Source organism: Streptomyces sp. NPDC001927 (assembly GCF_053594455.1).
The window spans coordinates 30,959-52,896 of record NZ_JBSFEN010000004.1 but is presented as its reverse complement, the minus strand read 5'-3'; the positions used below and the strand labels follow the sequence as shown (position 1 = coordinate 52,896).

The following is a 21,938-nucleotide window of genomic DNA, read 5'->3' as shown; positions in this document are numbered from 1 at the left end:
AAGGGGACCTGAGCCCTACTTGTCGATGTCACCGACGACGAAGAAGAGCGAACCCAGGATCGCCACCATGTCGGCGACGAGGGTGCCCGGCAGCAACTCGGTCAGCGCCTGGATGTTGTTGAAGGACGCCGAGCGCAACTTGAGCCGGTACGGCGTCTTCTCGCCCTTGGAGACCAGGTAGTAGCCGTTGATGCCGAGCGGGTTCTCGGTCCAGGCGTACGTGTGCCCCTCGGGGGCCTTGAGCACCTTGGGCAGCCGCTGGTTGATCGGCCCCTGCGGCAGCTCCGCGATCCGGTCGAGGCAGGCGTCCGCGAGGTCCAGGGAGTTGTGGGTCTGGTCCAGGAGGCACTCGAAGCGGGCGAGGCAGTCGCCCTCCGTGCGGGTGACGACCTTCAGGGTGTCCTGAAGCTCCCCGTAGGCCAGGTACGGCTCGTCGCGCCGCAGGTCGAAGTCGACGCCGGAGGCACGGGCGATGGGCCCGGAGACGCCGTACGCGTGCACCGCCTCGGGGGTCAGCACGCCGACGCCGCGGGTGCGGCCACGGAAGATCTCGTTGCCGGTGACGAGCTTGTCGTAGACGTCCATCCGGGACCGTACGTCGGCCACGGCGGCGCGCGCCCGGTCGAGCCACCCGGCGGGCAGGTCCTCCTTGAGCCCGCCGACCCGGTTGAACATGTAGTGCATCCGGCCGCCGGAGACCTCCTCCATCACGGCCTGGAGCTCCTCGCGCTCCCGGAACGCGTAGAAGACCGGGGTGATACCGCCCAGTTCGAGGGGGTACGAGCCGAGGAACATGAGGTGGTTGAGCACCCGGTTCAGCTCGGCGAGCAGCGTCCGCGTCCAGACGGCCCGCTCGGGGACCTCCATGCCGAGCATGCGCTCGACGGCCATGACGACACCGAGCTCGTTGGAGAAGGCGGAGAGCCAGTCGTGGCGGTTGGCGAGCATGACGATCTGCCGGTAGTCCCGCGCCTCGAAGAGCTTCTCGGCGCCCCGGTGCATGTAGCCGATGACCGGCTCGGCCCGCTGGATCACCTCACCGTCGAGAACCAGCCGCAGCCGGAGCACGCCATGGGTCGAGGGGTGCTGCGGCCCGATGTTCAGCACCATGTCGGTGCTCTCCGCCGCCCCGCCGATTCCGACCGTCGTCTCCGTCATGGGGACAGTATCCCTGGGACTGCCCGCGCCCCTGAACCGTTGTGGGCAATCGTTCCGCAGGGCTGGGGGTCCCCCCAGGACGAAGTCCTAGGGGGAGGGTGGGCACAACCCACGGGGGCGGTGCCTTGCCGTGCCCCTCGCCCGGGGGCGGCAACCGGTCAGGCCCCTCGCCCCGGTGCCACCCGCCGCGTGAGCCACCAGAAGTCGCCCAGACCGCCGCGCGCGGTCAGCTCGGCCGCCTCGCCCGCCGCCGCGAGCGCCCGCACGTACGCCCCCGGGTCGCTCGACGCGAGCGCGAGCGGCGGGCGCTCGCCCCGCACGCCCAGGCCCCGCAGCGCCTCCCGCTGCGACACGAGCCGCCCGCCGCCCGAGGCGCACGCGTCCATCGCCACATGCGCCGTAACGTCGCACGACCCGTCCGGCACCGGCGCCACCTCCCGCCCGCCCCGGAACCCCGTCAGCGTCCCGAACGGCGGCCTGGACTCCCGTACGTGCCCGTAGTCCACCGCCACCGCCCGCCCCGCCGCCAGGCAGCCGGCCGCCGCCGCCCACGCCTCGTCCCGCGCGCGCCCGATCTCCGCGCGCGTGCCGGGCTCCGTGAGCGGCCACCACCGCTCGAGCCACGACGCGTCCGCGCCCTCCACGGCCCGCCCGAGCCGCTCCGCCCCGTCCGCCGCCCGCACCTCGACGTACCGCACGGTCCCCGACTCGTCCACGGTCGCCACGTCCACCGGCACGTTGTCGAGCCACTCGTTCGCGAACAGCAGCCCCCGGACCCCCTCCGGCACCCGGTCCGTCCACTCCACCCGCGGGTCGAGCCCCGCCGGCCGCTCCGCGCGCTCGACGCCGTACGCCCGTACCGACAGCCCCTCCGCGAGGGAACCGACAGCCGCGAGCACCCCCGTCACCAGCTCCCCGCGCCCCGCGCCCATGTCCACGAACGCGACCTCGTCCGTGTCCAGCTCCTCCGCCACCTCGACGAGGAGCCGGGCCACCGCCCCCGCGAAGAGCGGGGACGCGTGGACCGAGGTGCGGAAGTGCCCCGCGGGTCCCTCGGGGCGCAGAAAGAAGCCTCCCGGGCCGTACAGCGCCCGCTCCGTGGCCTCGCGCCACCCCTGCCACTGACACGTCTCATCCGTCACGGGCCCCAGTCTCCACCTTGGGGAGTACGGTCCTCGCGTCAAGGATCGACCCCACGGTTGACCCCTGCACCTATTCGCTTTCCCTACGCTGGGTTACGTGCAGCGCCTCTACGACTTCATCCGCAGACACCCGACGGGCGTCGACAGCTTCTGGGCCGTCGTCCTCTTCGGGCTTTCCGTGCTGTGGGTGGGCTCGACCTACCCGGCGGTCGACAACCCCGCCGCGTACGGCGTGGTCGCCGCGCTGCTGTGCCTGGTGGTGGCCCTGCGCCGACGCGCGCCCGAGAAGATGCTCGTGCTCACGATCGTCATCGGCGTCGCCCAGCTCGCCTTCGGGCTCATGCCGTTCTTCGCCGACTTCGCGATGCTCGTGATCATCTACACGGTCGCCGCGCACGACGGCCCGCGCTGGGCCTCCCGGCTCGCCCTGGCCGCCGGTCTGAGCGCCGCGACCCTCTCCCAGCTGCGCTGGCCGGACCAGGAGGAGATCAACTCCACGGCCGCGCACGTCTTCTTCACGATCATCATGACCGTGCCGTTCGCCCTCGCCTGGGTGCTCGGCGACTCCCTGCGCACCCGCCGCGCCTACTTCGCGCAGCTGGAGGAGCGCGCCTCCCGCCTGGAGCAGGAGCGCGAGGCGCAGGCCAAGGTCGCCGTCGCCGCCGAGCGCGCCCGGATCGCCCGCGAGCTGCACGACGTCGTCGCGCACAACGTGTCGGTGATGGTCGTCCAGGCCGACGGCGCCGCGTACGTCCTGGACTCCTCGCCGGACCAGGCCAAGCAGGCCCTGGAGACGATCTCCTCGACCGGCCGGCAGGCGCTGGCCGAGATGCGCCGGCTGCTCGGCATCCTGCGCACCGGCGAGCACAAGGAGGCCGGGGAGTACGTGCCGCAGCCGGACGTCGAGCAGATCGAGGACCTGGTCGAGCAGGTCAGGGGCGCTGGTCTGACTGTGGACTTCCGGATCGAGGGCACCCCGCGTCCGCTGCCGAGCGGCGTCGAACTGACCGCGTACCGGATCGTGCAGGAAGCCCTCACCAACACCCGCAAGCACGGCGGTCCCGACGTCGGGGCGAGCGTCCGTCTGGTCTACTTCGACGACGGTCTCGGGCTGCTCGTGGAGGACGACGGGCGGGGCGCGACCCACGAGATGTACGAGGACGGGGGCGCCGACGGCCGCGGCCACGGCCTGATCGGCATGCGGGAGCGGGTCGGCATGGTCGGCGGCACCCTGGACGCGGGCCCGCGCCCCGGCGGCGGCTTCCGCATCAGCGCCCTGCTCCCCCTCAAGCCCGCCCACTGACGCCCGCTCGCACCGCTCGCCCCTCGACGCCCCCTGACGACCCCGCTCACTGAGACCCTTAAGGATCTTCATGTCCATCCGCGTGATGCTCGTCGACGACCAGGTGCTGCTGCGCACCGGCTTCCGCATGGTGCTCGCCGCTCAGCCGGACATGGAGGTCGTGGCCGAGGCGGGCGACGGCGTGGAGGCGCTGGAGGTGCTGCGCTCGACGGCCGTGGACGTGGTCCTCATGGACGTCCGCATGCCGAAGCTGGACGGGGTCGAGACGACCCGGCGGATCTGCTCGGAGCCCGGCGCGCCGCGCGTCCTGATCCTCACCACCTTCGACCTGGACGAGTACGCCTTCTCCGGCCTGAAGGCGGGCGCGAGCGGCTTCATGCTGAAGGACGTGCCGCCGGCCGAGCTGCTCGGCGCGATCCGCTCCGTGCACAGCGGCGACGCGGTGGTGGCCCCGTCCACGACCCGTCGGCTCCTCGACCGCTTCTCGCCGATGCTGCCGTCCTCGGGGAAGGAGCCGCAGCACAAGGAGATCGAGCGGCTCACCGACCGGGAGCGCGAGGTCATGCTCCTGGTCGCCCAGGGCCTGTCGAACGGCGAGATCGCCGCCCGGCTCGTGCTCTCGGAGGCCACGGTGAAGACGCACGTCGGCCGGATCCTCACCAAGCTGGAGCTGCGCGACCGCGTGCAGGTGGTCGTGCTCGCGTACGAGACGGGCCTGGTCCGCGCGGGCGGCGGCGCGGGCTGAGGACCGCGCCTCAGCGCAACACCGCCTCCAGGAAGTCGCTGCCCAGGCGGGCGACGACGGTCACGTCCAGCTGGTGCAGGACGTAGCGGCCGCGGCGCTGGGTGGTGAGCAGCCCGGCCTTCTTCAGGACGGCGAGGTGCCGGGAGACCTCCGGCGCGGAGATGCCGTACGCGTCGGCCAGCTCGCTCGTCGTGTACGAGGCGCGGGCGAGGTTGCGGCACATCCGCATCCGCATCGGGTGCGCGACGGCCTCCAGGCGGAGCTTGACGGTCTCCACGGGCGCGGTGCCGGCCAGTTCGCGGGTGGAGACGGGGTACTGCACGACCGGCTGCCAGCCCGCCGCGTGCAGGGCGAAGAGGTGCGGCCGGCCGAAGGCGGTCGGCAGGAACGTGAGCGCCGAGCCCTGGGCGGTGGTCCGGCCGTGGACGAGCTTGTCGACGACGATCCGGGTGCCGCGGGCGTCCTCCTCCAGGCTCATCGCGGGGGAGACGGCGGCGAGCGCCTCGGTGAGGCCCTTGCGGCGCAGCAGCTCGGTCTTGTGCCGGGCGTCGGCCGCGAGCTGGACCCGGACCCGGTTCCACGTGTCGGCGAAGAACGCCTCGTCGCAGTCCTCCAGGAGCCTGCGGATCCACGCGCGCGTGCCGGGCGGGTCGGCCAGCATCCGCTCCACGAACGCGGCCTGGCGCGGGCCGCGTGCCGCGGCCAGGTCGAGGACCCGGCAGCGGGCCTGCGGGTCGACCAGCGGGGAGGGCACGCCCTCGCCGTACTGGCTGTTGCAGGAGATCTCCAGGGCCGCGCCCACGAACTTCTCGTCGTCCATGCGGTCGAGGTCGTCCAGCTCCTCGGCGAGCGTCGCGCGCGGCTGGGCGGTCAGCAGGAAGTCGGACCGGGTGGAGCGCCACATGAAGTCGGCCTCGTGGAGCCGGTCGGCGAGCTCCGGCTTGAGCCCGGCGCAGGTGGTGGTGGCCCAGCCGTGCAGGCCCGGGTGGTGGCCGGGCTCGCACAGCGCGTGCAGCGCTGCCCCCAGTTCGGCGAGGGGGGAGGGGGCGAAGACGATCCGCTCGTGCGGGAGGCCGGTGATGTCGATGGTCACGCTCACGTCCCCCATGGTGCGGGACGCCCGGTGGGTGGTGTCGCGCCGTTTGACGCCGCCCGTCAATCGGCGCGACCGGGGCCGGAGGGCGGAGCCATCGTGAGGTCATGAACGCGATGCACCAGTACCTCTTCGACACCTATCGCGCCGCGCAGCACGAGGAGCGGATGCCGCCGCTGCCCGGCACCCACGACGTCGCGACCGTCCGCGCTCTCCGCGACCGCCGCCGCTTCCGCGCGGTCCTCGCAGGCCGGCCCGCCCGGGGCCGGCTGCGCACCGCCCTGCGTACCGCCCTGCGTACCGCCCTGCGTACGGCCCTGAGCCGTCGGCACCACCCGAAGGCCTGCTGAGGGCTGCCCCCTACGGCAGGGGCGGCAGCTCCAGGAACGCCCGTATGAGGGCCGTCCCGCCTACGGCCGGGGCAGCAGCTCCAGGAACGCGCGTACCGCCTCCCGTACGTCCGTCTCCGTCCAGGCGAGGCCCGGCTCGCCCACCGTCACCTCCGCCATCGCCACCCCCGGCGGACCGCCCGCTCCGGGGCTCCGCCAGCGGCGGAAGAGGACCGTTCCGGTCGCCTCCGTCAGCGCCACGGAGGCCGCCGTCAGGACGTCCGGGTCGTACGGGAGCCAGACCTGGAACTGGTGGGTGTGCGGCGGCTCGGGGTGCACCCGGAACCACGGCGCGCCCGCCTCCTCGAAGGCCGCCCGCAGCCACCCCGCGACCACGCGCGCGTGGGCCACGTACGAGGGCAGCCGGGGCAGCTCCCGGTCCAGGCCCCGCAGTGCGGAGACCGCCGCCGGGTACTGCTGGAAGACCTGGCCGCCGTACCGGTGCCGCCACACCCGGGCCTCCTCCATGACATCCTCCGGGCCGGCGAGGGCCGCCCCCGAGAGGCCGCCGAGGGACTTGTAGAAGGACACGTACACGCTGTCCGCGAGGCCCGCGATCTCCCGCAGATCGCGCCCGAAGTGCGGGGCGCACTCCCACAGCCGCGCGCCGTCCATGTGCACCACCGCATCACGTTCCCGCGCGGCCTCCACGGTCGCCACCAACTCGTCCCAGGTCGGCAGCACGAACCCCGCGTCCCGCAGCGGCAGTTCCAGCATCAGGGTCCCGAACGGCTCCGTGTGGCCCCGTACCTCCTCGGCCGTCGGCGGCCTCGGATCGTCCGTGAGGTGGACCGTCCGCAGCCCGCTCACCGACACCAGCGCGCCGCCCTCGTGGACCTCCGGGTGGGCGAGCGGGTGCAGGGCGACGACGGGGCTGCCGGTCCGCCCGGCCCAGCAGCGCAGCGCCACCTGCTGCGCCATCGTCCCGGTCGGGAAGAAGACCGCCGCCGGAAACCCGAGCTCAGCGGCGACCCGGCACTCGACCTCCTCGACGAGGCCGTCGCCGTACGCGTCGAGGAAGCCGCCGTCGTCCTCGGTGTCCGCGGCCCAGTCGGCGAGCGCCCGCAGCCGGTCCCCGACCGTGCCCTCGACCGGCGAGTGCGCCAGCTTCCGCGCGGCCCCGCCCCACACCTCGGCCTGATGGCGCCGGGCTTCGGCACCGTCCATCGGCCGGTCCGACCGGCCGCTCTCGTCTTCGTCCACGTTCTGGTCCACGCCTTCGTCCATGGGCCGATCATCACACCACCACCCACACCCTGTGGACAGTCACGGAGGAGGGCGAAACGCTGGCGTAGCATGACCAGAAATCGTCCGGTACCCCCCGCGGACTGGAACGGAAGGCCGTTGCCGCGTGAACCATCCAGCTGAGTCCCGAGCAGAACCCCGAGCGGAAGACCGACCCGCGCGACTCACCGTCGGAGTCGTCGGAGCCGGCCGGGTGGGACCCGCCCTCGCCGCGGCCCTCCAGCTCGCGGGCCACCGCCCCGTCGCGGTCTCCGCGGTCTCCGACGCGTCCGTCCGGCGCGCCGCCGAGCTGCTCCCCGACGTGCCGGTCGTGCCGCCCGCCGAGGTCCTCGCCCGGGCCGATCTCGTGCTGCTCACCGTGCCCGACGACGCCCTGCCGGGCCTCGTCGAGGGCCTCGCCGAGACCGGAGCCGTACGCCCTGGTCAGCTGCTCGTGCACACCTCCGGGCGGTACGGAGTACGGGTCCTGGACCCCGCCCGCCGGGCCGGCGCCCTGCCGCTCGCCCTGCACCCCGCCATGACCTTCACCGGCACCTCCGTGGACGTCCAGCGCCTCGTCGGCTGCTCCTTCGGGGTGACCGCGCCCGTGGAGCTGCGCCTGGCCGCCGAGGCCCTGGTGATCGAGATGGGCGGCGAGCCCGAGTGGATCGCCGAGGAGGCCCGCCCGCTCTACCACGCGGCCCTCGCCCTCGGCGCGAACCACCTGGTCACCCTGGTCGCCCAGTCCATGGACCTGCTCCGCAAGGCGGGCGTCGCCGCCCCCGACCGGATGCTCGGCCCGCTCCTGGGCGCCGCCCTGGACAACGCGCTGCGTTCCGGCGACGGCGCGCTCACCGGCCCCGTCGCGCGCGGTGACGCGGGCACGGTCGCCGCTCACGTCGCCGAGCTGCGCAAGCACGCGCCCGGTACCGTCGCCGGCTATCTGGCGATGGCCCGCACGACCGCCGACCGGGCGCTCGCGCACGGCCTGCTCAAGCCCGAGCTGGCCGAGGACCTGCTGGGCGTGCTCGCCGACGGGGAGACCGACCGATGACATCGACGACCTTCGCCCTGATCCGTACGGCGGACGAACTCCACGCCCTGGCGTCCCGCCACGCGCCCGCACTCGCCGCACCCGCACTCGCCGCACCCGCACCCGTCCTGGCCGAAAACAGCCCCACCGGCCGCCGTACCGCCGTTGTCATGACCATGGGCGCGCTCCACGACGGCCACGCCACCCTGGTCCGTACGGCCCGTGAGCGCGTCGGACCCGACGGGTTCGTCGTCGTCACCGTCTTCGTCAACCCGCTGCAGTTCGGCGCGGGCGAGGACCTCGACCGCTACCCCCGCACCCTGGACGCCGACCTCAGGACGGCCGAGGCGGCCGGCGCGGACGCCGTCTTCGCGCCCTCCGTCGACGAGGTGTACCCCGGCGGGGAGCCCCAGGTCCGGATCAGCGCGGGCCCCATGGGCGAGCGCCTCGAAGGCGCCTCCCGGCCCGGCCACTTCGACGGGATGCTCACCGTCGTCGCCAAGCTGCTCCATCTCACCCGCCCCGACCTGGCCTTCTTCGGCCAGAAGGACGCCCAGCAGCTGGCCCTGATCCGCCGGATGGTCCGCGATCTGAACTTCCCCGCGGAGATCGTCGGCGTGCCGACCGTCCGCGAGGCCGACGGCCTGGCTCTCTCCAGCCGCAACCGCTACCTCTCCGCCGGCGAGCGCCGCACCGCCCTCGCGCTCTCCCGCGCCCTGTTCGCCGCGAGCGACCGGCTCGCCGCCCAGCACGCCCTGCGCGCGCGTGCCGACTCGCTGCCCGGCTCCCAGAACCGGGCCGAGACCCGCGCGGAGGGGCTCTCCCGGCTCGGCGAGGCCCGCGCCGCGGCGGACGCCCACGCGGTCGCCCAGGCGTCCGAGAGCGGCGGCGCGGAGGCCGTACGGGCCGCGGCCCGCGCCGTCGTCGACGAGGCGGCGAAGGCCGAGCCGCCGCTCACCCTCGACTACCTCGCCCTGGTCGACCCGGCCGACTTCACCGAGGTCGCCGACGACCACCGCGGCGAGGCGCTCCTCGCCGTCGCCGCGCGCGTGGGGACCACGCGGCTGATCGACAACATCCCGCTGATGTTCGGAGCCACCAAGTGACTGGAATACGGCTGCACGCGCCCGCGCCCGGCTGGTCCATCGACGCCGACGTCGTCGTGGTCGGCTCCGGCGTCGCCGGGCTGACCGCGGCCCTGCGCTGCACCGCCGCCGGACTGCGCACGGTCGTCGTCACCAAGGCCCGCCTCGACGACGGCTCCACCCGCTGGGCGCAGGGCGGGATCGCCGCCGCACTCGGCGACGGCGACACCCCCGAGCAGCACCTGGACGACACCCTCGTCGCGGGCGCCGGGCTCTGCGACACCGAGGCCGTGCGGCTCCTGGTCACCGAGGGCCCCGACGCGGTCCGCCGGCTGATCGCCACCGGCGCCGACTTCGACAAGACCGACGACGGCGAGATCGCCCTGACCCGCGAGGGCGGCCACCACCGCCGCCGGATCGCCCACGCCGGCGGCGACGCCACCGGACTGGAGATCTCCCGCGCCCTCGTGGAGGCGATACGGGACGGGGGGCTGCGCACCATCGAGCACGCCCTCGTCCTGGACCTCCTCAAGGACGAGGACGGCCGCACCGCGGGTGTGACCCTGCACGTCATGGGGGAGGGCCAGCACGACGGCGTCGGCGCCGTCCACGCCCCCGCCGTGGTCCTCGCCACCGGCGGCATGGGCCAGGTCTTCTCGGCCACCACCAACCCGGCCGTCTCCACCGGCGACGGCGTCGCGCTCGCCCTGCGCGCCGGGGCGGAGGTCTCCGACCTCGAGTTCGTCCAGTTCCACCCGACGGTGCTCTTCCTCGGCGCCGACTCCGAGGGGCAGCAGCCGCTGGTCTCCGAGGCGGTACGGGGCGAGGGCGCCCACCTCGTCGACGCGGACGGGGTCCGCTTCATGCTCGGGCAGCACGAGCTGGCCGAGCTCGCCCCCCGCGACATCGTCGCCAAGGCGATCATGCGCCGCATGCGGGAGCGGGGCGCGGAGCACATGTACCTGGACGCCCGGCACTTCGGCGCCGAGATGTGGGAGCACCGGTTCCCCACGATCCTGGCCGCCTGCCGGTCCCACGGCATCGACCCGGTCACCGAACCCATCCCGGTCGCCCCGGCGGCCCACTACGCCTCCGGCGGCGTCCGCACCGACCTGACGGGCCGGACCACGGTCCCGGGCCTCTACGCGTGCGGTGAGGTGGCCTGCACGGGCGTCCACGGCGCCAACCGGCTCGCCTCGAACTCGCTCCTGGAGGGCCTGGTCTTCGCCGAGCGGATCGCCGACGACATCGCCACGCGCGGCCCGCACCGCGAGGGCCCGCCCGTGGTGCCCGCCGGCCCGACCGTGCTGCCGCTGCTCGCGCCCGAGACCCGGGTCCGCATCCAGCGGATCATGAGCGCGAACGCCGGGGTGCTGCGGTCCGCCGAGAGCCTCGGGACCGCCGCCGACGCCCTGGAGGCGCTGAGCCTCTCCGCGACGGAGGACCACTTCGGCAAGACCGCCGAGCCGGGCGTCGAGTCCTGGGAGACGACCAACCTCCTGTGCGTCGCCCGGGTCCTGGTCGCCGCCGCCCTGGAGCGCGAGGAGACCCGCGGCTGCCACTGGCGCGAGGACCACCCCGAGCGCGCCGAGGACTGGCAGCGCCATCTCGTCGTCCGCCTCACCTCGGACCGGCGGCTCGTGGTCCGCCGTACCGCCACCGCAGACTTTCCCCCCGTCACACCCGTAGCCCCAGAGGAGCCGCAGTCGTGAGCACGCCCGAAGAAGCACGTCCGCAGCCCGTGGACGTCCCCCTCATCCAGATCAGCGCGCCCGCCGAGGACTCCGGCGGCTGCGGTGACGGCTGCGGCTGCGCCGACGAGATCTACGAGAGCGGCCTGGACCCGGCGCTCGCCCAGCTCCTCGCCGACGCCGGCCTCGACCCGGTCCAGGTCGAGGACATCGCCCACCTGGCCATCGAGGAGGACCTCGACGGCGGCGTGGACGTGACGACCGTCGCGACCGTCCCCGAGGACGCGGTCGCCACCGCCGACTTCACCGCCCGCGAGGCGGGCGTGGTGGCCGGCCTGCGCATCGCCGAGGCCGTGCTGTCCATCGTCTGCACCGACACCTTCGAGGTCGAGCGGCACGTCGAGGACGGCGACCGCGTCGAGGCCGGCCAGAAGCTCCTGAGCGTCACCACCCGCACCCGCGACCTGCTCACCGGCGAGCGCAGCGCGCTGAACATCATGTGCCGCCTCTCCGGCATCGCGACCGCCACGCGCGCGTGGGCGGACGTCCTGGAGGGCACCAAGGCCCGCGTCCGCGACACCCGCAAGACCACGCCGGGCCTGCGCGCCCTGGAGAAGTACGCGGTGCGCTGTGGCGGCGGCGTCAACCACCGGATGTCCCTGTCGGACGCCGCGCTGGTCAAGGACAACCACGTGGTGGCCGCCGGCGGCGTCGCGCAGGCCTTCAAGGCCGTACGGGAGCAGTTCCCTGACGTGCCGATCGAGGTCGAGGTCGACACGCTGCACCAGGTCCGCGAGGTCCTGGACGCGGGCGCGGACCTGATCCTGCTCGACAACTTCACCCCCCTGGAGACCGAGGAGGCCGTCGCCCTGGTCGCCGGCCGCGCGGTCCTGGAGTCCTCCGGCCGGCTCACCCTGGAGAACGCGGCGGCGTACGCGGCGACGGGCGTGGACTACCTCGCGGTCGGCGGGCTCACGCACTCCTCCCCGATCCTCGACATCGGCCTCGACCTGCGCGAGGTGCGGGCCTGATGCTGCTCACCATCGACGTCGGCAACACGCACACGGTCCTCGGCCTCTTCGACGGCGAGGAGATCGTCGAGCACTGGCGCATCTCCACCGACCCGCGCCGCACGGCCGACGAGATGGCGGTCCTGCTCCAGGGCCTGATGGGCATGCACCCGCTGCTCGGCGTCGAGCTGAGCGACGGCATCGAGGGGATCGCGATCTGTGCGACGGTCCCCTCGGTCCTGCACGAGCTGCGCGAGGTGACGCGGCGGTACTACGGGGACGTCCCGGCCGTCCTCGTCGAGCCCGGCGTCAAGACGGGCGTACCGATCCTCACGGACAACCCGAAGGAGGTCGGCGCGGACCGCATCATCAACGCGGTCGCGGCGGTCGAGCTCTACGGCGGCCCGGCGATCGTGGTCGACTTCGGCACGGCGACGACGTACGACGCGATCACCGCGCGCGGGGAGTACGCGGGCGGTGCGATCGCGCCCGGTATCGAGATCTCGGTCGAGGCGCTGGGCGTCAAGGGCGCCATGCTCCGCAAGATCGAGCTGGCCAGGCCGCGCAGCGTGATCGGCAAGAACACGGTCGAGGCGATGCAGTCGGGCATCGTCTACGGGTACGCGGGCCAGGTGGACGGCGTGGTCTCCCGCATGAAGCGCGAACTCGTGGGCCGGGACGGCGACCCCTCCACCGTCACGGTGATCGCGACGGGCGGCCTCGCCCCGATGGTCCTCGGCGACTCCACCCAGATCGACGAGCACGAGCCGTGGCTGACCCTTGTGGGCCTGCGCCTTGTGTACGAGCGGAACGTCTCCCGGTTGTAGGCACGCGCGGCGCAGGGTGCCGTCCCGCGCCGCGCCCGGGGATGATCGGTAAAACGAAATTTGTCCGATTAGCGCGTATCGTCACCCCATGCCCACGCCATACGGATCCCGGGGCGGCATGGCGTTCAGCGCGGACGAGCTGCGTGTGGTCCGCCGCGCCCTTGCCACCGCCCTCAACCCCGTCCCCCTTCAGGACGAGGACGTCCAGGACTGTCTGCGCCTCGCCGAATCCGTGGACGACGCCGTCCGCGAGGCAGGCCGGCTCCGGGCGTTCCTCCTCGCCGACCTGACCCGGTACCGCGAGGCCCTGCCCGGCTCGCTCACCGGCTATCTGGAGCTCCTCGAGGACGCCCTCGGTGCGGGGTACGACCCCGCCGCCGACGACCTCGCGGCCCTGCGCGCCCTGCGGGCCAACCCCCGGGCCGCCGTGCTCCTCGAACGCTGCCAGGTCCTCGCCGAGCGCTCCGTACGCGCCCGACTCGCCCGCCTCACCCAGGCGGCGCCCGGCTCCGTGCTGCCCGGTCCCGCGCTCCCCGCATCCGCCCTGCCCGCCCAGGCGCTGTCCGCGCACCCGGCGCCCCGCGCCCGGCTGCTCGCCCTCCCCGGCGGGCGCGCCGCCGACGAGCCCAAGCGGCCCGCCACCCCGAAGCCGCCCGCCGCGCCCGCACCGGCCAAGCGCCCGGCGCCCAAGCCCTCCGAGGTGTTCCCGCCGCGCCGACGCCCCGTACCCCCGCCCCCGCCCGAGGAACGCGCCGCCGGATAGCTACCCTGGTCGCCATGGACTACGTATCCGCGCTCCTGCCCCCCGTCGTGATGGCCGTGTTCTTCACCGCGCTCGTCGTCACGATCGTGAAGAGCCAGGGCGGCCCCAACAAGGCCAAGGAGGACGCCGCCGTGGACGCCGCCCTCGCCCGCGCCGAGGCCACCCGGCAGTCGGACCGCGCGGCCTCGTAGCCCGCGCGGCGCCGCCCGCTCCGGAGGGCGCGCGAAGAAGGACACCCGAAGGACGTACGACCGCTTTCAGGTCGTACGTCCTTTTTGTTGCGTTTCCACCGTCAATAACCGGCCATTACCGGTTCGCGGACTATGGTGGCGGTGTGCCCCGTCAATTGGGAGAGCTCGAAGACGCCGTCATGACACGCGTCTGGCAATGGAACCGGCCGGTGACCGTCCGGGAAGTCCTGGAGGATCTCCAGCAGGAACGGTCCATCGCCTACACCACCGTCATGACCGTAATGGACAATCTCCATCAGAAGGGCTGGGTACGCAGGGAAGTCGACGGGCGCGCCTATCGATATACGGCGGTCTCCACTCGCGCCGCCTACTCGGCCGCACTGATGAACGAGGCCTGGGCGCAGAGCGACAACCCCGCATCCGCCCTTGTCGCGTTCTTCGGCATGATGTCCAGCGAGCAGCGCGAGGCCCTCAGTGACGCGATCCGCGTCGTCGGGTACAACGCCCCCGAGCCCCCCGCCCCACCTGCGGAGGAAGCCCCCGCGCCCACCCCCGCACCGGCTCCCGAGCCGGCCCCCGCCCCCGCACCTGCTCAGACTCCGGCCGAGGCTCCCGCCGCCCCGGACGCGACCGTCGGCGAGGCTGCCGACGCCCCTGACGACACCGGGCGATAACGTCCCCCCATGCCGTCGTCCCCCGCCGCTTCAAAAGCCGTCACCGTTCGTCGCGCCCGTACCGGTGATGTCGCCGCGGTACGCCGCCTTGTCGATCCGTACGTCCGCCGGGGCATCCTGCTCGACAAAGCGACGGTGACGCTTTACGAGGCCATCCAGGAGTTCTGGGTCGCCGAACGCGACGAGGACGCCGTCGTGGTCGGCTGCGGCGCACTCCATGTCATGTGGGAAGACCTCGCCGAAGTACGTACTCTCGCCGTCGATCCCGAGTTCAAGGGCGCGGGCGTCGGACATCACGTGCTCGACAAGTTGCTGCACACCGCGCGTTGGCTCGGTGTGCGCCGGGTATTCTGCTTGACCTTCGAAGTCGACTTCTTCGCGAAGCACGGCTTCGTGGAGATCGGTGAGACTCCGGTCGACGGAGATGTGTACAGCGAGCTCCTGCGTTCCTATGACGAGGGTGTCGCCGAGTTCCTCGGTCTCGAACGAGTGAAGCCGAACACCTTGGGCAACAGCCGGATGCTTCTGCACCTGTGACGTAACGATCGCTCTGATCCTGAACGGGAACCAGCTCGGAACCTCTATGTCCGAATCGCGCACGTTTCCCGCGTTCCCAGCCTTCTGAACCTCTCCCAGGGGTTTGTGTTTTTCCGGGAAAAGCGGTTTCCTTTCCGCGTACTGCATTTTCGATGAAAGGAAATCCGGTGGCACAGAAGGTTCAGGTCCTTCTTGTCGACGACCTCGACGGTGTCGAGGCGGACGAGACCGTGACGTTCGCGCTGGACGGCAAGACCTACGAGATCGACCTCACCACCGCCAACGCGGAGAAGCTCCGCGGCCTGCTCGAGCCGTACACCAAGAGCGGTCGGCGCACCGGTGGCCGCAGCGCCGGTACGCGTGGCAAGGGCCGCGTCGCCCCGGGTGCCGGTCCGGACACCGCGAAGATCCGCGCGTGGGCCAAGGAGAACGGCTACCCCGTGAACGACCGCGGTCGCGTCCCGGCGGAGGTCAAGACCGCCTACGAGAACGCCAACCGCTGAGCCGTCGGCCGGGGGCGCGCGCTCAGCAGACGCACCCGGTGGCACTCGGCCGCCGCGGCGGCCACAAGTCGTACGAGACAGGGGGCGGCCCCATCGGCCCGCTCGGCGGGTCGCAGGGCCGGCAGTGAGGGTTCCACCGCGCGGCCCGGCTCGGGGGCCCGCAGCCACACCGCGGCGCCCGGCGCGCCGGAACCGCTCCATCCTGGGGGAACAGGAGCGGTCATCCGGCTGCCGGCGCCCATCGCGGTGAGATCCAGCGAGATCCCGCCCCATTCGAGCCAGTCGAGCAGCCCCGGCAGCTCCTCCGCGCTTCCCGCGGCCACCAGCAGCCGCATCCGCCGCCCCACCAGGGCCACCGGCCCCGTGGCACCCATGCCCGTCCTGCGCAGCACCGCGCGACCGGCCTCGGCGGGCAGCTCCAGGACGTCGAAGCGCACCCCCGTCACCAGGCCCACCGGCGGCCCCGGCACCGTTGCCCAGCCGAGCCCCTCCTCGTACCAGCGCGCCGGATCGCCCTCGCACGGCGCACCGGCGAGCGGCGCGCCGTCGAGCGGCGAGCGGGGCGGCGGCACGCGCCGGACGCTGAAGGACATGCCCGGGGAACGCCCCCGAGGGCTCCTTGGTTACGCCCCAGGGGTACCCGGACCGAGCGCCCTGCTGACCCTGTGTCCCTGGCCGGTAGCACTCCGTGTCCGTTTCGGGGGCGTACGGATGCGTTCGGCGGCGCAAGGATGTTCGCCCGTAGCGGAGGGAACCGGGGTGTGCCGCATGGAGTGTCAGTGCCTACGGGTAAGACATTCCTAGTGAGGAGGGACGACTCGCGGGGATTCGCGTCTCACGTTCGCCATCGGCGTACTGGAGGCGGGGGTAACTGCTTGGCCTGCGGGAACATCGTCTCGCACCATCGAGTTGGAGCATTTGTCGGCTGTTCGGCAGCAGGTCTCCCCACGGACAAGGGGGTGATCCGGACGGATGTCGGCAGTTGGAATGAGCGGTCCCCGCTTGCGGGACTAAGCTGCGGAAGGACAGGGAGGGGATCGACCCCTAACTGACTGACCGCTCTGAGGAGCGATTAACGATGTTCGAGAGGTTCACCGACCGCGCGCGGCGGGTTGTCGTCCTGGCTCAGGAAGAAGCCCGGATGCTCAACCACAACTACATCGGCACCGAGCACATCCTCCTGGGCCTTATCCACGAGGGTGAGGGTGTCGCCGCTAAGGCCCTGGAGAGCCTCGGGATTTCGCTCGAGGCGGTCCGCCAGCAGGTTGAGGAGATCATCGGGCAGGGGCAGCAGGCCCCGTCCGGGCACATCCCCTTCACCCCGCGTGCCAAGAAGGTCCTGGAGCTGTCGCTCCGCGAGGCCCTCCAGCTCGGCCACAACTACATCGGCACGGAGCACATCCTGCTCGGCCTGATCCGCGAGGGCGAGGGCGTCGCCGCCCAGGTCCTCGTGAAGCTGGGCGCCGATCTCAACCGGGTGCGGCAGCAGGTCATCCAGCTGCTCTCCGGCTACCAGGGCAAGGAAGCCGCCACGGCCGGCGGTCCTGCCGAGGGCACCCCCTCGACGTCCCTGGTCCTCGACCAGTTCGGCCGCAACCTCACCCAGGCGGCCCGCGAATCCAAGCTCGACCCGGTCATCGGGCGCGAGAAGGAGATCGAGCGGGTCATGCAGGTGCTGTCCCGCCGTACGAAGAACAACCCGGTTCTCATCGGCGAGCCCGGCGTCGGCAAGACCGCCGTCGTCGAGGGCCTGGCGCAGGCCATCGTCAAGGGCGAGGTGCCCGAGACCCTCAAGGACAAGCACCTCTACACCCTGGACCTCGGCGCGCTGGTCGCCGGCTCCCGCTACCGCGGTGACTTCGAGGAGCGCCTGAAGAAGGTCCTCAAGGAGATCCGCACCCGCGGCGACATCATCCTGTTCATCGACGAGCTCCACACCCTGGTGGGTGCGGGTGCCGCCGAGGGCGCGATCGACGCCGCCAGCATCCTCAAGCCGATGCTGGCCCGCGGTGAGCTCCAGACCATCGGTGCGACCACGCTGGACGAGTACCGCAAGTACCTGGAGAAGGACGCGGCCCTCGAGCGCCGCTTCCAGCCCATCCAGGTCGCGGAGCCGTCGCTGCCGCACACGATCGAGATCCTCAAGGGTCTGCGTGACCGGTACGAGGCCCACCACCGGGTCTCCATCACCGACGAGGCCCTCGTCCAGGCCGCGACCCTGGCCGACCGGTACATCTCGGACCGCTTCCTGCCGGACAAGGCGATCGACCTGATCGACGAGGCCGGCTCCCGGATGCGCATCCGCCGGATGACCGCGCCGCCGGACCTCCGCGAGTTCGACGAGAAGATCGCCGGCGTCCGCCGGGACAAGGAGTCCGCGATCGACTCCCAGGACTTCGAGAAGGCGGCGTCTCTCCGCGACAAGGAGAAGCAGCTGCTGGCGGCGAAGGCCAAGCGGGAGAAGGAGTGGAAGGCCGGCGACATGGACGTCGTCGCCGAGGTCGACGGCGAGCTGATCGCCGAGGTCCTCGCGACCGCCACCGGCATCCCGGTCTTCAAGCTGACCGAGGAGGAGTCGAGCCGCCTGCTGCGCATGGAGGACGAGCTCCACAAGCGCGTCATCGGCCAGAAGGACGCCGTCATCGGCCTCTCGCGGGCGATCCGTCGTACGCGAGCCGGTCTGAAGGACCCGAAGCGTCCCGGTGGCTCGTTCATCTTCGCCGGCCCGTCCGGTGTCGGTAAGACCGAGCTGTCCAAGGCGCTCGCCGAATTCCTCTTCGGCGACGAGGACGCGATGATCTCCCTCGACATGTCGGAGTTCAGCGAGAAGCACACGGTTTCCCGGCTCTTCGGTTCCCCGCCCGGATACGTGGGCTACGAAGAGGGCGGACAGCTCACCGAGAAGGTGCGCCGCAAGCCGTTCTCCGTCGTCCTCTTCGACGAGGTCGAGAAGGCCCACCCCGATATCTTCAATTCCCTTCTCCAGATCCTGGAGGACGGTCGCCTGACCGACTCCCAGGGCCGGGTCGTGGACTTCAAGAACACGGTCATCATCATGACGACCAACCTCGGGACCCGGGACATCTCGAAGGGCTTCAACCTGGGCTTCGCGGCCCAGGGCGACACGAAGTCCAACTACGAGCGGATGAAGGCGAAGGTCAGCGACGAGCTGAAGCAGCACTTCCGCCCGGAGTTCCTGAACCGTGTGGACGACATCATCGTCTTCCCGCAGCTCACCGAGGCCGACATCCTGCAGATCGTCGACCTGATGATCAGCCGGGTGGACGAGCGCCTCAAGGACCGGGACATGGGCATCGAGCTCTCCCAGGCCGCGAAGGAGCTGCTCGCCAAGAAGGGTTACGACCCCGTCATGGGCGCCCGGCCGCTGCGCCGGACGATCCAGCGCGAGGTCGAGGACTCGCTCTCCGAGAAGATCCTCTTCGGCGAGCTGCGCCCCGGTCACATCGTGGTCGTGGACGTCGAGGGCGAGGGTGAGGAGAAGAAGTTCACCTTCCGCGGCGAGGAGAAGTCGGCCCTGCCGGACGTCCCGCCGATCGAGCAGGCGACGGGCGGAGCGGGCCCGAACCTCTCGAAGGACGCGTAAGCGCCCGATCGCGTGACAGGGGCGGCCCCGGACTCGGAAGAGTCCGGGGCCGCCCCTTTTGCGCGCCCGCGCCCTACGGCCGCAGGGTGAGGCGGTCGCCGAAGGGGGCACGGCCGAGGACCTGGCGCTTGGCGAGCCCCTCGACCTTCACTTCGACGGCGGTGAGGGAGTGCAGCGGGGTCAGGTCCAGTTTCGTCACGTCCGGGCGGAGCCGCAGCGTGAGGTGCTGCAGGAGCGGCAGCCCGGCGATCACCTTCAGCTCGGCGGCCCCCAGCGGGACGCCGTCGAGCAGCAGGGTGTGCAGCCGGTCGAGACGGCCGAGGGCCGTGAGGTCCGCCAGCTCGGTGCACCGCTGCAGCGCCAGGGCGTCGAGGGTGGCGGCGAAGGGCGCGAGGAGAGAGAGGTCCGTCAGCCGGGGATTGTCGGCGAGGGTGATCCCGCGCAGGTCGTGTTCACGGAGAACGGCCGTCAGCTCCTCCGGGGCGAAGTCGCCCTGGAGGATGAAGTCGGGTGCGTGCCGTAGCAGCGGGATCTGCGCGAGCTGGTCCCTGCCGGTGACGAAGAGACTGATCGTGTCGAGCCGGATGCGGGCCAGGACTTCGCGGGCGTACGCCTCCGCTGGGAAGTTCGACCAGCTGATGGACAACCGGAACGTGTGCTCGTCGTCGGCGTAGGCGCGCGCGTACGGGAGCGCCGCCGCGCCCCCGATCTCGCAGATCAGCGGGAGCGTCAGATCGGGCTCGCCCGTCTCCGGCGCGGGCACGGGCAGCAGGGGCAGGACGAAATCCCCCAACCGGGCCAGCGCCTTCAGCTGGCCGGGGCGCCGAGGGGGCAGCACCGAGACGACCGCCTTCCGCACGCGCGTGTGGAGCCCCTCCGAGAGCCAGGCCGCGTGCTGGGCGCAGAGGGCCGCCAGGACGTACAGGGTCGTCTTCAGGTCCTTGTCGCGGCTCCCCGAGCCGGCCGCGAGCAGGCCCTCCACCAGAACAGGCAGGTCGCGGCGCGAGCAGTGGCCGGCCGCGAGGAGCAGGACGTCGTGCCACTGCTGCTCGCGCGCGTGCCGCAGCAGCTCCGGTACGAGGTCGTCCTCGACGAACTCCTTGGCCGCCAGGAAGTCCTGGAACGTGCGGTGGGCGAACTGGAAGACGGAGTCGGTCCGTTCGTGCAGGAGACCGGTGCGGTTGAGAAGGTGCGTGAGGATCTCCTCGGGCGTGCCCTGGGCCGCGACGCGCGGCATCCCCGGGAGCGTCCGGTTCAGCTGGTGCAGCGCCTGTTCCCGGGTGAACTCCGTCTGCCCGCCCCGGACGAGCCAGGCCGCGAGCCGCTGGAGGAGCTGCTGGTGCTCCTCCACCGACATCCGGATGCCGTCGGGGGCGTCGATCCTGCGCCGGTCGTCCCGGCTGCCGAGCAGCAGCCTCAGGGCGGAGTCGTAGAGCGCCCAGCGCGTCTCGGGCAGGAACCCCTCCCGTAGCCGGTGGAGGGCGCAGATGACCGCGCACAGCAGCGGCGTACGGGCCAGGTCGGCCAGGGTCGGGTTGTGGCGGAACTGCTGGAGCAGGTCGCGTTCGAGGGCGTCGAGGGGCTCGTCGTCGGCGTCGAGCCGGGCGGCGTCGTGCCAGGCGGTGACGAACGCCTGGATGTCCTCGTCCCGCAGGGGGAGCAGCGTGAGCTCCTCGAACTCCTCCCCGCCCAGCCAGTCCACCTCGACGGCGAGGGGCCGTACGGTCGCCACGCAGCGGGTACGGGGGTAGCGGGCGAGGAGCCCCGACAGCCAGGCGTGGACGGTCTCGCGGTCCTCCTGGGGCACCTCGTCGAGGCCGTCGACGAGCAGCAGCGCCCGACCCTCGGCGAGGACGCGCCCGGCCCAGCCGTCGGGCGCCGCGTCGACCATCAGGCCCGCCGCTCCCGGGAGTTCGGCCGGGGAGGGGAAGCCGGCCCCGCGGGCGCGGAGGGCCCGCAGGGGCACGACGAACGGCACGAGGCCGTTCAGCTCGGCGAGCCGCGGGCCGAGGGTCCCGGCGGCCGCGTGGGCCGCGAGCCACCAGACCAGGGTGGTCTTGCCCGCGCCCGCGTCCCCGCGGAGCAGAACGCGGGGGCGGGAGGCGAGCAGGTCGTCGATGCGCTGAGGGACGGGCGTGGCGGCCGGGTCCCGTGAGGTGGCCTCCAGGGACAAGTAGGCGGTGTCCAGGTCCCATTCGGCGGCCCGCCGGCCGAGTTCGTCGAGGCCGAAGATCCGCGTACGGCGGTAGGCGGCGGCGACGGCCTCTCCGTACTCCTGCTCGTAGGGCGCGTCGGTCGAGGAGTGGTGGGTGAGGGCGACGAGCGAGGGGAAGCCGTGGCCGGTGGCCTGGGCGTAGGCGACGAGGAAGTCGGCGTCGGTGGCGAGGGCGCTGAGCGGCACGCACTCGACCCGCCGGTGCCCGCGGCCCCTCGGGACCTCGCGCACGATCCCGAGCAGCTCGGCACCGGCGAAGACGGGTCCGCCGGAGAGCCCGGCGAGCGGTGAATTCTTGTCCGTGGGCTCGGTCGCCGGCGGCGCGTCGAGCTCGACGACCATCGTGCGGCGGATGAGCCCGGCGAGGGGGAGCAGGGTGCCGCGGTACTGGTCGGTCTCCAGCTTCCGCCCGCCGTCGTACCGCTGGACCCGCGGGAAACCGAGGATCTCGCAGCCGGGCACGGGCCGATCGGTGGCCACCCGGCCGATCGCGGTGCGGTAGCTACGCGTACCGGTCAGGCTCTCCCGGGCCTGGAGGAGCGCCGCGTCGAGCCGCTGGTCCGACCAGACCACCTGGCAGAGGACGGACTCGCTCCGGCTGGGTAAGGACACCCAGGCGGAGTGGGCGGACCGCAGGACGTGGGCGCTGGTGAGAACGGTCTCGGTGGTGAGCAGGACGCCGCTGCCCTGGGTGCCGTGCGGTTCGGAACGGACGACGACGGGGGCCCGCAAGGTGGGACGGGAGTCCATG

At 72.4% G+C, this 21,938-nt stretch carries 20 protein-coding genes; 14 read left to right on the top strand and 6 right to left on the bottom strand.

Annotated features, from left to right (window positions below; all coding sequences use genetic code 11):
- Window positions 1-15 precede the first annotated feature (15 nt).
- Both ACWCO8_RS10745 and ACWCO8_RS10740 read right to left on the bottom strand, forming a co-directional pair.
- Window positions 16-1,158 (bottom strand): NADH-quinone oxidoreductase subunit D, encoded by a 1,143-nt coding sequence (locus ACWCO8_RS10745; protein WP_451031966.1) that lies wholly within the window; start codon window positions 1,156-1,158, stop codon window positions 16-18.
- 158 nt (window positions 1,159-1,316) lie between these two features.
- Complete coding sequence (locus ACWCO8_RS10740) at window positions 1,317-2,300, bottom strand: SAM-dependent methyltransferase (RefSeq protein WP_451031965.1); 984 nt, start codon at window positions 2,298-2,300, stop codon at window positions 1,317-1,319.
- Between the two features lie 97 nt (window positions 2,301-2,397).
- Between ACWCO8_RS10740 and ACWCO8_RS10735 the strand changes: the two genes are divergently transcribed.
- Both ACWCO8_RS10735 and ACWCO8_RS10730 read left to right on the top strand, forming a co-directional pair.
- On the top strand, window positions 2,398-3,603 hold the full coding sequence (locus ACWCO8_RS10735; RefSeq protein ID WP_451031964.1) for a sensor histidine kinase: 1,206 nt from the start codon (window positions 2,398-2,400) through the stop codon (window positions 3,601-3,603).
- A gap of 70 nt (window positions 3,604-3,673) precedes the next feature.
- Window positions 3,674-4,348, top strand: a complete 675-nt coding sequence (locus ACWCO8_RS10730) for a response regulator transcription factor (protein ID WP_362015721.1) — start codon at window positions 3,674-3,676, stop codon at window positions 4,346-4,348.
- A 10-nt stretch (window positions 4,349-4,358) separates the two neighbouring features.
- On the opposite strand, the gene ACWCO8_RS10725 is transcribed toward ACWCO8_RS10730, so the two are convergent.
- Window positions 4,359-5,456, bottom strand: a complete 1,098-nt coding sequence (locus ACWCO8_RS10725) for a DUF5937 family protein (RefSeq protein WP_451031963.1) — start codon at window positions 5,454-5,456, stop codon at window positions 4,359-4,361.
- Between the two features lie 92 nt (window positions 5,457-5,548).
- Between ACWCO8_RS10725 and ACWCO8_RS10720 the strand changes: the two genes are divergently transcribed.
- Window positions 5,549-5,791 (top strand): hypothetical protein, encoded by a 243-nt coding sequence (locus ACWCO8_RS10720; RefSeq protein ID WP_451031962.1) that lies wholly within the window; start codon window positions 5,549-5,551, stop codon window positions 5,789-5,791.
- A 60-nt stretch (window positions 5,792-5,851) separates the two neighbouring features.
- On the opposite strand, the gene ACWCO8_RS10715 is transcribed toward ACWCO8_RS10720, so the two are convergent.
- Window positions 5,852-7,057 (bottom strand): threonine aldolase family protein, encoded by a 1,206-nt coding sequence (locus ACWCO8_RS10715; RefSeq protein WP_451031961.1) that lies wholly within the window; start codon window positions 7,055-7,057, stop codon window positions 5,852-5,854.
- Window positions 7,058-7,181: 124 nt separating this feature from the next.
- On the opposite strand from ACWCO8_RS10715, the gene ACWCO8_RS10710 reads away from it, so the two are divergent.
- The 10 genes from ACWCO8_RS10710 (at window position 7,182) to ACWCO8_RS10665 (ending at window position 15,368) form a co-directional block, all read left to right on the top strand.
- Complete coding sequence (locus tag ACWCO8_RS10710) at window positions 7,182-8,108, top strand: Rossmann-like and DUF2520 domain-containing protein (RefSeq protein WP_362015715.1); 927 nt, start codon at window positions 7,182-7,184, stop codon at window positions 8,106-8,108.
- On the top strand, window positions 8,105-9,193 hold the full coding sequence (gene panC, locus ACWCO8_RS10705) for a pantoate--beta-alanine ligase (RefSeq protein WP_451031960.1): 1,089 nt from the start codon (window positions 8,105-8,107) through the stop codon (window positions 9,191-9,193). The genes ACWCO8_RS10710 and panC overlap by 4 nt, the downstream gene beginning before the upstream one ends.
- On the top strand, window positions 9,190-10,884 hold the full coding sequence (locus ACWCO8_RS10700; protein WP_451031959.1) for an L-aspartate oxidase: 1,695 nt from the start codon (window positions 9,190-9,192) through the stop codon (window positions 10,882-10,884). Before panC ends, ACWCO8_RS10700 begins: the two co-directional genes overlap by 4 nt.
- A complete protein-coding gene (nadC, locus tag ACWCO8_RS10695) occupies window positions 10,881-11,894 on the top strand; it encodes a carboxylating nicotinate-nucleotide diphosphorylase (RefSeq protein WP_451031958.1) in 1,014 nt (337 codons plus the stop codon). The genes ACWCO8_RS10700 and nadC overlap by 4 nt, the downstream gene beginning before the upstream one ends.
- On the top strand, window positions 11,894-12,700 hold the full coding sequence (locus tag ACWCO8_RS10690; RefSeq protein WP_362015704.1) for a type III pantothenate kinase: 807 nt from the start codon (window positions 11,894-11,896) through the stop codon (window positions 12,698-12,700). The genes nadC and ACWCO8_RS10690 overlap by 1 nt, the downstream gene beginning before the upstream one ends.
- A 118-nt stretch (window positions 12,701-12,818) precedes the next feature.
- Window positions 12,819-13,463: a hypothetical protein gene (locus ACWCO8_RS10685; RefSeq protein WP_451032383.1), complete on the top strand. Its 645-nt coding sequence runs from the start codon at window positions 12,819-12,821 to the stop codon at window positions 13,461-13,463.
- A gap of 14 nt (window positions 13,464-13,477) precedes the next feature.
- Entirely contained in the window at window positions 13,478-13,654 is a 177-nt protein-coding gene (locus tag ACWCO8_RS10680) for a hypothetical protein (RefSeq protein WP_362015701.1), read from the top strand.
- 143 nt (window positions 13,655-13,797) lie between these two features.
- On the top strand, window positions 13,798-14,328 hold the full coding sequence (locus ACWCO8_RS10675; RefSeq protein WP_451031957.1) for a BlaI/MecI/CopY family transcriptional regulator: 531 nt from the start codon (window positions 13,798-13,800) through the stop codon (window positions 14,326-14,328).
- A gap of 9 nt (window positions 14,329-14,337) precedes the next feature.
- Window positions 14,338-14,865 carry an amino-acid N-acetyltransferase gene (locus ACWCO8_RS10670; protein ID WP_362015696.1) on the top strand — a complete coding sequence of 176 codons (528 nt, stop codon included), beginning with the start codon at window positions 14,338-14,340 and terminating at the stop codon, window positions 14,863-14,865.
- Window positions 14,866-15,032: 167 nt separating this feature from the next.
- Window positions 15,033-15,368, top strand: coding sequence for a histone-like nucleoid-structuring protein Lsr2 (locus ACWCO8_RS10665; protein WP_362015693.1), 336 nt, complete (start codon window positions 15,033-15,035; stop codon window positions 15,366-15,368).
- Here ACWCO8_RS10665 and ACWCO8_RS10660 read toward each other — a convergent pair.
- Window positions 15,347-15,961 carry an SCO3374 family protein gene (locus tag ACWCO8_RS10660; protein ID WP_451031956.1) on the bottom strand — a complete coding sequence of 205 codons (615 nt, stop codon included), beginning with the start codon at window positions 15,959-15,961 and terminating at the stop codon, window positions 15,347-15,349. The genes ACWCO8_RS10665 and ACWCO8_RS10660 overlap by 22 nt on opposite strands.
- Before the next feature lie 485 nt (window positions 15,962-16,446).
- Between ACWCO8_RS10660 and ACWCO8_RS10655 the strand changes: the two genes are divergently transcribed.
- Window positions 16,447-18,972 (top strand): ATP-dependent Clp protease ATP-binding subunit, encoded by a 2,526-nt coding sequence (locus tag ACWCO8_RS10655; protein WP_361956355.1) that lies wholly within the window; start codon window positions 16,447-16,449, stop codon window positions 18,970-18,972.
- Between the two features lie 73 nt (window positions 18,973-19,045).
- On the opposite strand, the gene ACWCO8_RS10650 is transcribed toward ACWCO8_RS10655, so the two are convergent.
- Window positions 19,046-21,937: an NACHT domain-containing protein gene (locus ACWCO8_RS10650; RefSeq protein WP_451031955.1), complete on the bottom strand. Its 2,892-nt coding sequence runs from the start codon at window positions 21,935-21,937 to the stop codon at window positions 19,046-19,048.
- Window position 21,938: the final 1 nt, after the last annotated feature.

Coding starts and splice junctions, on each gene's coding strand:
- ACWCO8_RS10745 (WP_451031966.1), bottom strand. CDS start 1,158: ATGACGGAGACGACGGTCGGAATCGGCGGGGCGGCGGAGAGCACCGAC.
- ACWCO8_RS10730 (WP_362015721.1), top strand. CDS start 3,674: ATGTCCATCCGCGTGATGCTCGTCGACGACCAGGTGCTGCTGCGCACC.
- ACWCO8_RS10725 (WP_451031963.1), bottom strand. CDS start 5,456: ATGGGGGACGTGAGCGTGACCATCGACATCACCGGCCTCCCGCACGAG.
- ACWCO8_RS10720 (WP_451031962.1), top strand. CDS start 5,549: ATGAACGCGATGCACCAGTACCTCTTCGACACCTATCGCGCCGCGCAG.
- ACWCO8_RS10715 (WP_451031961.1), bottom strand. CDS start 7,057: ATGGACGAAGGCGTGGACCAGAACGTGGACGAAGACGAGAGCGGCCGG.
- panC (WP_451031960.1), top strand. CDS start 8,105: ATGACATCGACGACCTTCGCCCTGATCCGTACGGCGGACGAACTCCAC.
- ACWCO8_RS10690 (WP_362015704.1), top strand. CDS start 11,894: ATGCTGCTCACCATCGACGTCGGCAACACGCACACGGTCCTCGGCCTC.
- ACWCO8_RS10685 (WP_451032383.1), top strand. CDS start 12,819: ATGGCGTTCAGCGCGGACGAGCTGCGTGTGGTCCGCCGCGCCCTTGCC.
- ACWCO8_RS10680 (WP_362015701.1), top strand. CDS start 13,478: ATGGACTACGTATCCGCGCTCCTGCCCCCCGTCGTGATGGCCGTGTTC.
- ACWCO8_RS10670 (WP_362015696.1), top strand. CDS start 14,338: ATGCCGTCGTCCCCCGCCGCTTCAAAAGCCGTCACCGTTCGTCGCGCC.
- ACWCO8_RS10660 (WP_451031956.1), bottom strand. CDS start 15,961: ATGTCCTTCAGCGTCCGGCGCGTGCCGCCGCCCCGCTCGCCGCTCGAC.
- ACWCO8_RS10655 (WP_361956355.1), top strand. CDS start 16,447: ATGTTCGAGAGGTTCACCGACCGCGCGCGGCGGGTTGTCGTCCTGGCT.
- ACWCO8_RS10650 (WP_451031955.1), bottom strand. CDS start 21,937: ATGGACTCCCGTCCCACCTTGCGGGCCCCCGTCGTCGTCCGTTCCGAA.